The sequence below is a fragment of the Chitinophaga horti genome (assembly GCF_022867795.2).
Classification (GTDB): domain Bacteria; phylum Bacteroidota; class Bacteroidia; order Chitinophagales; family Chitinophagaceae; genus Chitinophaga; species Chitinophaga horti.
In genome coordinates this window covers 4,681,869-4,695,117 of the sequence record NZ_CP107006.1, presented here as the reverse complement: position 1 = coordinate 4,695,117, position 13,249 = coordinate 4,681,869, and the positions used below count along the sequence as shown (strand labels likewise).

7 protein-coding genes and 1 tRNA gene are annotated in these 13,249 nt (G+C 42.9%); 5 read left to right on the top strand and 3 right to left on the bottom strand.

The features are described from left to right. Together MKQ68_RS18780 and MKQ68_RS18775 are read left to right on the top strand one after the other, a co-directional pair. Nucleotides 1–1,194: a pentapeptide repeat-containing protein gene (locus MKQ68_RS18780; protein ID WP_264280454.1), complete on the top strand. Its 1,194-nt coding sequence runs from the start codon at nt 1–3 to the stop codon at nt 1,192–1,194. A gap of 66 nt (nt 1,195–1,260) precedes the next feature. Further along, nucleotides 1,261–2,250, top strand: a complete 990-nt coding sequence (locus MKQ68_RS18775) for a DUF4365 domain-containing protein (protein WP_244844014.1) — start codon at nt 1,261–1,263, stop codon at nt 2,248–2,250. A gap of 10 nt (nt 2,251–2,260) precedes the next feature. On the opposite strand, the gene MKQ68_RS18770 is transcribed toward MKQ68_RS18775, so the two are convergent. After that, nucleotides 2,261–3,817: a hypothetical protein gene (locus MKQ68_RS18770; RefSeq protein WP_264280453.1), complete on the bottom strand. Its 1,557-nt coding sequence runs from the start codon at nt 3,815–3,817 to the stop codon at nt 2,261–2,263. A gap of 8 nt (nt 3,818–3,825) precedes the next feature. Next, a complete protein-coding gene (locus MKQ68_RS18765; RefSeq protein WP_264280452.1) occupies nt 3,826–4,884 on the bottom strand; it encodes a nucleoid-associated protein in 1,059 nt (352 codons plus the stop codon). A gap of 1,361 nt (nt 4,885–6,245) precedes the next feature. Between MKQ68_RS18765 and MKQ68_RS18760 the strand changes: the two genes are divergently transcribed. After that, nucleotides 6,246–6,320 (top strand) — tRNA-Pro (locus MKQ68_RS18760). Nucleotides 6,321–6,908: 588 nt separating this feature from the next. On the opposite strand, the gene MKQ68_RS18755 is transcribed toward MKQ68_RS18760, so the two are convergent. Next, a complete protein-coding gene (locus MKQ68_RS18755) occupies nt 6,909–7,064 on the bottom strand; it encodes a hypothetical protein (RefSeq protein WP_264280451.1) in 156 nt (51 codons plus the stop codon). A gap of 931 nt (nt 7,065–7,995) precedes the next feature. Here MKQ68_RS18755 and MKQ68_RS18750 point away from each other — a divergent pair. After that, entirely contained in the window at nt 7,996–8,457 is a 462-nt protein-coding gene (locus MKQ68_RS18750) for a hypothetical protein (protein WP_264280450.1), read from the top strand. 27 nt (nt 8,458–8,484) lie between these two features. After that, on the top strand, nt 8,485–13,245 hold the full coding sequence (locus MKQ68_RS18745) for an Ig-like domain-containing protein (protein ID WP_264280449.1): 4,761 nt from the start codon (nt 8,485–8,487) through the stop codon (nt 13,243–13,245). Nucleotides 13,246–13,249: the final 4 nt, after the last annotated feature.

Below are 13,249 nucleotides of genomic sequence, written 5' to 3'. Positions count from 1 at the left end.
ATGTCAATCCATGATGAAGCTTATGAAAAGCTAAAGCAAGGCCCCATTGAATTTCATAAATGGCTTTCTGATCATAGTCACGATTCTATTTCTTTTAATAATAGGGATCTAACCAATCGAATGTTTTCCCTCACAATGGTCGGGGGACTTGGTAGGCCTGATTTAAGAAATATCGATTTTGGTGGTGCAAACCTTCAAGGAGCTAATTTTCGTTATACCGACATAAGAGGCTGTAATTTTGAAGGAGCAAATTTAATGAATGTCAGATTTACAAAGGCTTATGCTGAAAAGTGTAATTTCCGAAGTGCGAACTTACGCAACGCCAGTTTTCACAGAGCACTGGTAGATGAGGCCAACTTCACCAATGCCGATCTTGAGGGCGCTGATTTTACTATAAAGGGTTGTGTTGGCGCTGATATGTCGGGTGCGAAGATTAAGGGCATGGAATTTCAAACCACATTTGAAGGCAACCCATGGGATGAATTGCCTGAAAATTTTCTTTTTGCCAAGAATCTGGAATTAGTTCATCCGAACGGCCAAGAATCAATACGAGAATATATAACTAGCTCCTTTTTCGATGTTTATCGAGACAATAAGGAAAAGCTAACATGGAGTGAGTTTGATAGCCATGTAAAAAATATGATAAGTCAAATTACTCACATGTTCACAGATGGACGGCCTTCTGAGACTATAGTTAGCTTAGTTCAACATATCAACACGGAACTGTTGATGCATTTGAAAAAGCATCCACACGATATTCACCATTTGCATTGGCGTGGCTTTGAAGAACTTGTCGCAGAATTACTTGCGTCATTTGGCTGGAGCGTTGAACTAACAAGCGCGACAAAAGACAATGGCTATGACATTTTCGGAATATATAAGGATGATAGCGGTATTAGGCATAGTTGGATAATCGAATGTAAGAAATATAACCCAGATAGGAAAGTGGGCATTGAAGTAGTACGTAGTCTATATGGGGTGAAAACTGACTTGCGAGTTGGAAATGCTCTGCTTGCCACCACATCAAGCTTTACAGAGGGTGTCGATAACTTCAAAGCATCTCGCTATGACTTGGATACGAAGAATCTCAATGGGATTATAGAGTGGGTGAACTCGTATAAGCGCCGCGATAGCGGACTTTACATCAACGACAATCGAATAGATTTCAAACATACACCGTTACCTCGACCTTAAATTAAGTGTTACTTTCACTTAAATGTTGCGATACATTCACGACTGCATCTGCAAAAAAAATATGAAATGGCCGAAAGGAAAAAAAGAAGTTTTCAACATATAATGGAGTCTGAGTCATTTGACATTATTCGTCAAAATCTTCCAAAGCATTGGGTTGTTCGAGAGTTTAACAATCCAGATTATGGTGTTGACTTGGTGATAGAAATTTTCGAGGATTCAGGCGATAATGTAAACTTTGAAGTTCTTGGTGAATATGTTTATGTGCAGGTAAAATCGGTTCAAAAGATCAGTATTAGAAGTGAACAAATTTATAGTGTAAATAATGTTTCAAAGTTTAGTTGGGAGGAGTTGAAAGGTGCTTATATCGAAGACAATTTAATATCGTATGCTTTAGACACTAACTCTTTATATACCGTTGAAAAATTAGGAGGTAGTATTTCCTTTTTGCTATTTGTCGTTGACCTGGCAGAAAAAAATGTTTATTTTATTTGCCTCAATGATCTTATCGACAAGTATATTAAGCCTAAGGACTTGGAATTTCTTAATAAAAAAAGTGTAACACTAAAAATTCCTACTTATTTGAACTTTAATGATAAGGTGACTAGTATTACAGCACTCAAGTTTTATGGCAAAAGGGCAAAGTTACTATCGGCATTTGCTAAATTTTTCTATCAGAGAAATGAAGTATTTCGTTTTGTAAATCGATACGGATGGACGGTGCATAATGCTATTTATCAATGTGACGAGTCTGAATATTCTGAATTTGTCAATATGATAAGAGTATTTATTTCTCAAGTCATCCACCTTGATGTTTGGCAAATTAGGGAATGGGTTCCCATTGATATGTCTTATCGCGAGCTGGAAAATTTAAAAAAGGTGCTGGAAGATAGTTCAAGTGATAGACAAGTTATTCTTTCCCAAGCCCTGATAACTTGGCACAAGCTATGCAATTTGGCGAACCTTTATGAAGAAATCGTTCGTGAATGGCATCTGCCTAAATTACTTTCCTATCAACTATCCCACCCTAATCCTCCAACGGAAGTGTCAGAAAAGTAGTTGTATACTTTTACCTGCTAAGTTTATCTTGTGACGTATTAAATAACGAATCCTTCATCTCTAATTTATTTTTATCAGGTGCGGACAGGTTTGTGTGTGTTGAAGGGGTGGACAAGTTAATTTGTTTTGATTGCTCGTTACTTTTATTCCTTAGAAGCATGGGAAATTTGTAGCAAGAGATAGCAATGGCAATATACCCCAAGGCTACAATCATATATATGACAATGAAAGATTTTCGACGGGGATTAAGAGCATTTTCTATATGATGGTTAAACTCTTCTTCGGGCATAAGTTCTTTAGTGACATTTTTCCAATATGTTAGCTCTCTTTTAGATATCAGAATGTCAGTTGTGTCTACAATACTTTGCATGATGACCGAGAAGGTATAGTAAATAGACAGTCCGAAAAATACAATATCAAGTAATTTAATGTCTTCTAAAATCTGGTTGTCCTTAAACTTTGTAAAAATAGTGAATCCAATTAGGATCAGAGCAGCTAGCAAATCTCGCAAGAAATTGGATAGAAGTGATCTGAGTTTGTTAGCATATAAATCTGACTGGGCTCTAACGTCCTTCAGAAGCTCCTTAAGTTCTTTAAGGTAAGCATCTTTTCGATCAATTATTACAAAATTGTAGCGCTCCTTTGCTTGCTTGATTGCTTTTTCGCTATGGCGCGAAAGAGCTTCTACAAATGAATCATTAGTCGATAATTCTAGGCTAAGACGCTCATGAAATAGCTTCTTTCGGATGGTGATTCGGTCTGAATAAATCCAGTCGACAAGTTCTAGAAGCCCCCGATAAAAAGCTTCAGTAGCTTTAGATTTTTCGTCGTCTAGTTTTAGCTCAATGCGTCTGAAACCATCGATGATTACCTTTTCAAAGCTATAATATTCGGAAAGTAGAGAAGTTGCAAGAGCAAGGGAGGCCTTATTAACGAACTCTTGACTCAATTTTGAGCTCCCGAAAATTCGAACCTCGTAAGCTGGGCAGAAAATTGATATATCTTGATCTGTTACGATTCTCAATGACTCTCTAATTTTCTTTCGATCGGGGAGACTGAACTCCGCCTGATCTCGTGGAGTCATTTTTTCGTCAGTTGAGGTAAAGCTAGTGAACACTCCTCCAAAGCAGTGAGAAAGATTGTTGACTATTATGCAGTTTTTTTCTCCTGAATTGAAAATGCACTCGCTTAGAAGTGGGTTTTGCTTTTGCAACCACCCCAAGCAAGTAGACTCATTCAAGAAGAAATTGTATCTCCAGCCATCCGCATGACAAACACGAATAAGCGGAAGCTTATTTAATGATATTTTCCAATTATTAATTGCACTTGGGGTTTGTTCATATGTTTCAATATCTTCTTGAGTTGCCGATACACCGTTAATTTCAAAAGTTAATGGGAAGCTATCGATATAGCTTTTTATTTGACCCGTTAACTCTTTGTATACATCAAAAGCTACCGTAGCTTCATTTGTTCCGGCGACACATATAAATCCCCAGTGTTCATCAATATTGTTCGCTTTGGATGCTAGCTTTGCAAAGCTGAGGGTAATGTCTCTATACGGTTTCATTAGACCGTTTATTTATTATCTAGTATTCTAATATTTGTAGTTTTTATAAGGATATTCAAATATCCGTTGCTATCTTTTTCAGTCGGTATATTTAAGTTCAAATCCTCCGGGTCGCCTTCCCATTCGATCTTTATACCTTCTGCAGTTTGCCTAACATTCTTAGTCTTTCTTTTGGTAAGCACGCTTTTCGAAGGAGCAAACGTTTGGCCAGACAGGCCCTTCTCATCTAAGAACGCCTTGAAGGATTTCGCCAATTTCTGCCTGCGTTCTACGTTATCGTCTTTCACGACAATTGAGATAAAGTCCTCTGTGTCAAATTTGTTTGTATTTGATAAATACGCTATAGCTCTGCTTTTGTAACTTGAAATCTCTTGGTCTGGATCTAGTTCTGAAGAATTTTCAACTGCCCATTTAAAAGCATATTTCATTGCGTGTTCTGTAAGAACTGTAGCAGTTTCTAGTTCGACGACGTCGAGAAAATTTGAAAAATATTCCGTTAAACTATTGGCAGAATGCAACGCTGTTTTGTCCGTTGCCAGAACATCCCACTTGTAGTAGTCGGATATATCAATTAATGCGGCCTTTTGTATAGCTTTTTTGTCTTCTACGAATGTGTTTTTGATTTCTTCCAAAAGAGCTTTAGCCTTATGAGTCTTATATTGGTACACTTTTTTGTGCTCAAGCTTCAAAAGAAGGATTAATTGGCGATTACCCGCGACAGTAACAAGGGCTGCAATAAAAACCCCATCATTTGTAGCCTTGTTATGTACGTTTTTGAACTGGTACGCGAGCTTTTTTGAAGACTCTATGAAGTTCTTTCCAGCATTGCCAACCAGCTTTTCACATTCAGCTACAAAATCGGATTTTGATCTATCTTTGAAAATAAACTGGGTTCCTTCTGATATATCCCTGAACCGCATTTTAAAAAACTCATTTTGTTTTTCATCCAAAATGACTTCTTCAAGATATACGGGAGTGTGCTCCGATTCGATAATAATATGAAAGATAAACTTTTCAATTTGGAACGATTCCTTTTCCGCTTCGGATAGGACACTTTCTTTAGGCATAAGAGAATTAATTAAATTTAATAAATATATAAAAATTTAATTGTCTTACATAAAGAAATTGGATGGATCGGCCCTTTGAGAATGAACTTCTATTTCAAAATTTCGAAGCTGTCGCTAATATACTAAAGAACCAGCAAATAACTTAAATTGTCAACTTTTCAATGTGGTCCAAAATACTGAATGTTCATCATCACTCCATTTAAAGTGGATATAAGTAGAGTGAAGGTTGGTAACATTTATAGTTAAAGCATGATGCTAACGAAGTAAGAGGTGTGAGTATAGGCATCTTATGAGGATGTTAGTTGGAATGGTGATTATACCGTTAATCGTGGCAGTGTTAAACTAGGGTGAAAAAAGTGCCTTTGATATATACGAGGTGGTGATTCAAATTTTGTCAAATGTTTTTTACGCAGCGGCTGTAAACTAAAATAGATTCATTATTGCTGGAACGAGTCTACTAATTTTCATCGTTTGCAGCAAGTTTTTAATGAAAAGCAAGCGATCGTTCACGATGCCAGCTTTAAATATGACCCTCAGCTGGAATCACGTTAGGTTGATTCTAATTATCTATACGATAGTCCATGGGTATTTCGCATTAATTCTCGATAGGAGGGTACAGCTATTTCTAAAATACGAGCATATTAAGGAGTTGCAAGGGAATGTTTGGCTAAGCATAACGGAAGGGGGCGAGGGAGGTTTTATTTTTGATGGTATGGAGAAACGACGACGAAACGAACGCAGAGATTTTCTTGGTATCCGAGTTTATGATATTAATGAGACCGACATTCCTGGGTGGATAAGTCTGGGAATGATGATTCTGATCTTTTTAAGTTTTTTTGATTTTAAAGGAACTCGTACCGCTAAATTGCACACAGGCTATGTCGGGTTGTTAATTTGTGTTATCAATTGGTTATAGGCAGCTGGTGGGCTGTTACTTTATCTTCGCTTGGACGTAGTCATCTATCTCGATTTAGAAGTGGGATTAGAAACATAAAATTTTGCGGTATTTTTTTAACTTTGTAAAAGTTAATAGATTGATGCTGATAGAAGTATAAAGGTTTTGTGAGTTGATGCAGGCATCTTATGAAGAAAATTAGTTGGAATGGCGATTATTCCTTAATCGTGGCAGTTTTGAAATAGGGAGTAAAAAAGTGCCTTTTTGATATTGCCCACGTGGAGGTTCTAATTCCGTCCGGACCGCTGATTGAAAGTTTGAAGAGAAATTGCATACATTAAGTAATTTCGACAAGTGTGCGTCTAGAGTGGCACATTTGGTGATTAAAAGAACAAAAAGGCTGTGATGGCTGGTTCTGGGGCAGGGTTCATTTCCCTCCCTCACCGCGAAACTCCGGCAAATAGTTCGGGATGTAGCGTAGTCCGGTTATCGCGCCTGCTTTGGGAGCAGGAGGTCGCAAGTTCGAATCTTGCCATCCCGACTAAGCAAAAAGGCTTCTAATCATTGAATTAGAAGCCTTTTTCTATTTACAAATGATTCATAAGGTAACGCCTGCACGAAAATGCAGGCGTTTTTTGCGCCCATCGAGGACAAGTAAAATTTAGGGATTCGCATGAAGTTTGTGTGCGTAAATCGTGGCACTATTTGAAGTGCGAAAAAAGCGCCACGATTTTGTATTTAATCATGGTGTTTCACACGATTTTTCAACTAAACCGAAATGGATTGTTGAACGTTGGAACCAAGATTTTGTTAGAGCAGAAGGGAATAAGGAAGATTCGAAGACCTTAAGCGCGTACCTCAAAGCACTCTCTAGTCAAGTTGCACGAGCTAAGCTGATTTGTTAAAACAAGGAAAGATTTTGACGGCATTTCTTCTCGTGGATTTTCAAAAGGGAAACATTTCGAAGAGAAAAAGGTTACATGCTGATCGACCAGATTAATGCTCGTTTGTCACATCGCGTCTTCAATGATTCTATCGGATATAGAGTCGTTAAACAAGTCGTTGGCTTTTCAGGATTATTAATGTCCAGGCTGAAATTGTTACCGGTGAGGGCATAATACAACTGTGGTTAGGAGAGCCGGGCCAGCGCAATTTTGGCACTGGCGATCTGCCCTTCAAATTGCTCCATCACGTCCGCTTTATAAGCGGAGATGAAGGGGGGCAGCACCGTGCATTCTTTGGCCCAATCGCTTTGCAGGAGCGTGAATTGACTATCATAATCCAACTGGATCAGTTCAATGGCATGCGGGAGTGTACAATAAATGCCGTCCCGGTATTTTCTTAGAAACCCAATGATCGCGGTAAAGAAATTGAAACTCGACTCGACAAAGAAATCCCCAATTATTATAGGCGATTAGAGAGAGGTCCCGAAACTTAAAATCAAAGACCAGCATAGTATAAGGCTCTGGCTTGGCAAGTCCGTGTTCAATGAATCTTCGCAGTACAAAGGCCGTTTTCCCTGCGTCGGCCGATCCGAGATCTGGACGGAGCGATGTGGCGCGATGATATTCAGATAACCCTGACGCATCTTGTTTTAGAGCTGGTCGGCAAGGGGACATTAACTTAATTTTCATTGACTAGCAGGCGCTCTTCCTAGGGCAAGTTTTCATTTCTACACATCAGTACATGCTCGCAACATAAGGGGGCTATACGAAATGCTACCCCCCTGTCTACCAACCCCATACAACAAAAGTAGTATTTCCACCAATCCCAACAAGATAGAACCCCAGGGTTCTTGTCTCGCTTTTCCCTTTGATACACCTTTGCATCATAACAGAGATTTACGGACAGTAACATACCATGAAATACACCACGGTCGTACGTAGCAATACGGCCCATTAAGAGCACCTATAGAAAAACGTTTCGGTAAAAATTTAACCATTATTGAGCAACCATGAAATACATCACGACCGTACGTAGCACTACGGCCAAACGAACACCTATGGGAGAAAATATTCGGTAAGCACTTTTATAACCATTATTCAGTAATCATGAAGACACCACGCTAGTGCGTATCAATACGTGCTGATCAAGCACCTATGAGAAAATACATTCGGTAAAATACACAGTAACCATAACCACATTCTATGAAATTGCCAGTACAAGGTCATTTCTGACCAACTTCTGCGTATCAATTTTTATCTAAATCCTAGTATATGACAAAACCATTCCGTGCAAAGGGGCTTTTGCTGGCTTCCCTCATGCTCTGTAGCGCCGGCTACAGCTATGCGCAATCGGCGGTCACCGCTAAGTACCGCTGGTGTGAAAACACGTTTCAACCATCTGCTGACGTGGCTAAGAACTATGCATTATTGCCAAAAGCTGATTACACACCGTCGCATGATTTATCTACCTGGTCGGCTGGAGAAGCGATGCAGGCCTACGCAAAGAACGTTACCGGGGTTGATTCAGTACTGTTCATGTTGGTGGTAGACGAGCATGGAACAATAAAAGATGCAAAGGTGATGAAAGCGAGCAACGGCACGCATGCAGCCGCGTTAAAAACACTGCTTAGCGACACCAAAACCAGTGGGCCATCCTTTTTACGTAATAAGGCTGTTGCCTGTTACGTGCCTTGCACCATTACAATCGAAGCACGACGCGTTCGTCTGCAATAATCTCTTCCTAAGAAAATGTCCGTTTGCATGAGAAAAAGCTACAAACTTCTATCCCTTATTGCCTGCTCACTTTTATCAGTTACCGCTGCCGATGCGCAAGTGGTGAGTGGTAATGGCTTCCTGAAAGCAGATTATATTGAGGCGGGTATCCGCCCCAATGGCGCGTTTGGTACAACTGTAAAAGCGCCCTCTAACTATTTTTATCACAACAACACAGATTTTGGCGGACGGCTAGGCTTTATTTCAGACGTTGGAAAAGACGGCTGGACAGTCGGTAGCCCCGCTTATATCGGCGATTATTTCCTGCCAGGTACGCCGTATGAAGGTTTTTCCGTACAGGCGAATGGCGGTACGTACCGGAATGACGGTAGCAACAGTAATGGCGTCCCAGGCGGGGTTACCGGCTTTAGTACTACAGACGTAAGTCAGACAGTACAATGGATCGGAAACGTAGCCGGTATACGGGTTCGCCAGGAGGCCACCGTAGAAAAAACACAGGGTTTCATCCTGGTGAATGTTACATTGGTCAATACCTCGGCGGCTACCATCACTGATATTTACTATACACGTGAGGTGGATCCCGATAATGAAGTAACACAAGGTGGTGGTTATGACACCCGAAACGTAATCGAGCAACAAAACCCGAATAGCATCAGTACCGCACTGATATCTGCGAGAGGGTTAACACATAATTCTTACCTCGGCTTAGGCAGCCGCGATTGTCGCGCTAAAGTGGCCGTACCAACCAGCTGGCCTTATGCAGATGGTAAGGCGCTTTGGGCAGGCACCGGTACCAGGTTAATAACGCCAGGTTCTTCTCAGGGGGACTTTGCCATGTCGGTCGCATTCAACATAGGTTCGCTGGCTGCAGGAGATTCAACTTCCCTCTCCTTCGCTTATGTATTGAACGCCGCCGACCTTCCGGAAGCAATGGATAGAACAGATCCATTGTTCAATGTAAAAACAAATACCTACGGCTCCGGTTCTTCGATCGATGTCTGTGCCGGTCAGGAGCAGACGATCGAAATCGTAAATGGTAACGGCTTCAACTGGACGTGGAGTCCCGCTACAGGCCTCAGTTCTACAACCGGTCGCGCTGTAAAGGCAACGCTCACTGGTCGTGCTACTTATATTGCAGATGGCGTAAACACTTGTGGAACCACTCGCCGTATTACCATCACACTCGATCCTACGATCATTGCTGCGCCAGGTGCTGCTGAAGTAATTACAGGCAGCGAAAAAATCATCAGGGGCATGAATGCTACTTACAGCGTTCCGGTAATTGATGGAGCGACGTCTTATAAATGGACACTTCCCGCTGGTGCCACCTACGTGGCTGGTTATAATACTAATACGATCACTGTGAACTTTGGTCCGTATGCTACCAGCGGTGAAATCAGTGTTGCCGGTGCAAACGGTTGTGGTGAGGGCGCTGTTGCTAAAATGACGGCAACTATTAACACGCTGGCGGCTCCGACTCCGAAAAGCAGTAATCCAACCAGTAATAAGCGTCCGGTCTTTACAGGTACTGCGATTCCTAATGGAACTGTTACACTGTACCGCGGAACTACCGTTATCGGTACGGGTGCAGCAGATGCTGACGGTAAATATGAAATCACACCTACAGCCAACTTTACCGTAGGTACGCATACTATCACTATCACTGCGACAGAGGGTGGCGTAACGAGTAGCGCCAGTAATGCACTGATGCTGGCGATTAACAACGGACCTGCAACACCGCCCGCTCCACAACTTTCAACCGGTACCAGCCCGATGAATGTGAGCAAGCCGGCACTGAAAGGCACCGCTGCTGCTAATGCCACTGTTACGATTTATATAAATGGTGAGAACAAAGGTACAACGCCTTCAGATGCAAGTGGCAACTGGACGTATACACCTACCACTGATTTAACAGATGGCGAATACGATATTACTATTACTGCTACGGATGATAATGATGTAACGAGCAATGCCAGCCCCGCACTGAAGATCGAAATAGATACCCAGGCGCCTGGCAAAGTGACTATCGGCCGCCCAACAGGCACCTCGCCGATAAACGATAATACACCAGCAATATCCGGCGAAGGAGAGCCGAACAGCATCGTCACTATTTATGTTGATGGGAATGAAGTGGGTACCGCACCTGTCGATGCAGACGGCAAGTGGTCGTACACATTGCCAACAGTCCTCACGGATGGAGACCATACTGTTACTGCCGCCGCGAAGGACGCTGCCGGAAACGTGGGTGAGTCCAGCGAGGAATTGAAGGTAACAATCGATACGACAGTTCCGGGTAAAACGGAGATAACCATTCCTGTAACCGACAGTCTGTTAAATACCGGTAAGCCCGTTATTTCCGGTACAGGCGAAGCAAACAGCAAAATCTATATCTATGTTAATGGAAATATTGCAGACAGTGTTACTGCTGATGCTGATGGCAAGTGGACCTTTACACCTGCGGAAGCATTCGACGATGGAGAGTACACTCTTACCACCACTGCGACCGATGCAGCTGGCAATACCGGAGAGGCAAGCGAACCGGTAAAAATTAAAATCGATACCAAAGCACCCGATAAGCCAACAACAACGCTCGCATCCGGTAATAATCCGCTGAATGTTAATTTGCCAAAGCTTTCCGGAGATGCGGAGCCGAATAGCATCGTTGACATTTATGTAGGTGGGGTAATTGTTACCACTGTTACTGCAGACGTAAGCGGTAAATGGAATTATGAGTTTACTTCGCCACTGGGTGATGGAGAACATAAAATCAGCACTACCGCTACTGATGAAGCAGGCAATACCAGCAATATCAGTGATGTGCTGACATTAGTGATCGATACTGAAAAACCAGCTGCTCCATTATTGCCTGTACTGGAAGATGGTAACGAAGGCCATACGGGTAAAGATCAGCCAACTATAAATGGTAAAGCTGAACCAGGCGCAGTCGTTATTATTTATGTTGATGGCGAGGTAACAGACAGCACCACCGCCGACGTAAACGGTGACTGGAAGTACACTGTTCGTCCTGCGCTCACCGATGGTCCGCACAAAATTACCACGACCGCGAAAGATAAAGCTGGCAATACCAGTGAAGCCAGCGAAGGCCTGGATATCATCGTGGATACCATCGAACCTGGTCAACCTGCAATCGGATCACCAGCCAATAACACACCTGTGAAAACGGCTCAGCCGACGATCACCGGCACAGGCGAAGCCAATAGCAAAATCCATATTTATATTAATGGAGAGGTAGTAGATAGTTTGATGGCCGATGCCAACGGCAAGTGGAGCTATACACCTGCAAAGCCGCTCACCGACGGAGATCACACGCTCACGACTACTGCTACGGATGCTGCAGGTAACAAGAGCGCTGCTAGCACGGCGGTAAAGATCACCGTGGATACTAAACAACCCGAGCAGCCGACCACCACACTGGCTTCCGGTAAAAATCCGCTGAATAGCAAACTGCCTTCTCTTTCCGGAAAGGCAGAGCCTAACAGCAAGGTAGACATCTATATAGATGGCAAAAAAGTAACCACCGTAACCGTCGACGCTAATGGCAAATGGGAATATGTATTTACGAGCCCACTGGCTGAAGGCGAACACCAGATCAGCACCACCGCCACCGATGCCGCCGGTAACACCAGCGCATCCAGCGATGTCCTGAAACTGGTCATCGATACCGAAGTGCCGGTTACTCCAGCCGCACCAGCGCAACAGGATGCGAACAATGGTCATACCAATAAAAAGCAGCCTGTCTTCAATGGTAAGTCAGAACCCGGTGCAATAATCACCATCTATATTAATGATGTAGTAGTAGGTACGGCGCCTGCCGACGAAAACGGCAACTGGCAATATACCATCCCTACTGAACTGTTAGATGGTGAGTACAAACTTTCTACCACCGCTACGGATGCTGCGGGCAACACCAGCCAGGCAAGTGCACCGGTTGAATTTACGGTAGATACGGTGGTGCCTGAAATGCCTTCAACACCTGTATTGCACAACGGCCAGCCGCACACGAACAATAATAAACCCTCGTTGAATGGCACCGGCGAACCGAATACCATCATTACGATTTATCATGGTGAACAGGTGCTTGGTACCGCAACTGTAGCCGCTGATGGTACCTGGACTTACGACGTAGTGGCTCCTTTGCCAGACGGCGACAATACCTTTGCTGTAACTGTTACAGATGCTGCCGGTAACACCAGTGCACGCAGTGGTAGCTTCAGCTTGTTGGTGGATACTGAATCGCCGGTACCAACGATTTCAGCAGGCGTAACTTCTGTAACAGGTGCATTCGAGATTACCATTAAGTTCAATGAATCAGTAACCGGTTTCGCCGCCTCTTCACTGACGCTGACAAATGCATCCGTAACGGCCTTTACTGCGATAAGTGCTAACGAATATAAGGCGACGATTATGCCGGTATCAGAAAGAGCAGTTGCCATCAACATCGCAGCCAACACAGTGATGGACGCAGTGGGCAATGGTAACATCAACTCAAATGCGTTTACCGTAGATGCGCTGTTCAACGCCACCGTAGAATCTGTATATCCTAACCCGACCAGCGGTAACATCAATATCCGCTTCAACGGTGTGGTGCCGGCAACCGGTAAAGTGATGCTGGTGAACATGTTGGGCCAGGTGGTATTGCGGCAGGACCTGGGCTTCCAGGGTACAACCATGACGCTCAATACTTCGGGTCTTGCTCAGGGTATATATGTCTTAATGGTAAATACCAAAACCTATACTTATAAAACCAGGATAAGCATCGTACGCTAACCTG

Excerpts from the sequence above, each read along its gene's own strand:
- MKQ68_RS18775 (WP_244844014.1), top strand. The coding sequence starts at position 1,261 with ATGGCCGAAAGGAAAAAAAGAAGTTTTCAACATATAATGGAGTCTGAG.
- MKQ68_RS18780 (WP_264280454.1), top strand. The coding sequence starts at position 1 with ATGTCAATCCATGATGAAGCTTATGAAAAGCTAAAGCAAGGCCCCATT.
- MKQ68_RS18750 (WP_264280450.1), top strand. The coding sequence starts at position 7,996 with ATGACAAAACCATTCCGTGCAAAGGGGCTTTTGCTGGCTTCCCTCATG.
- MKQ68_RS18765 (WP_264280452.1), bottom strand. The coding sequence starts at position 4,884 with ATGCCTAAAGAAAGTGTCCTATCCGAAGCGGAAAAGGAATCGTTCCAA.
- MKQ68_RS18770 (WP_264280453.1), bottom strand. The coding sequence starts at position 3,817 with ATGAAACCGTATAGAGACATTACCCTCAGCTTTGCAAAGCTAGCATCC.
- MKQ68_RS18745 (WP_264280449.1), top strand. The coding sequence starts at position 8,485 with ATGAGAAAAAGCTACAAACTTCTATCCCTTATTGCCTGCTCACTTTTA.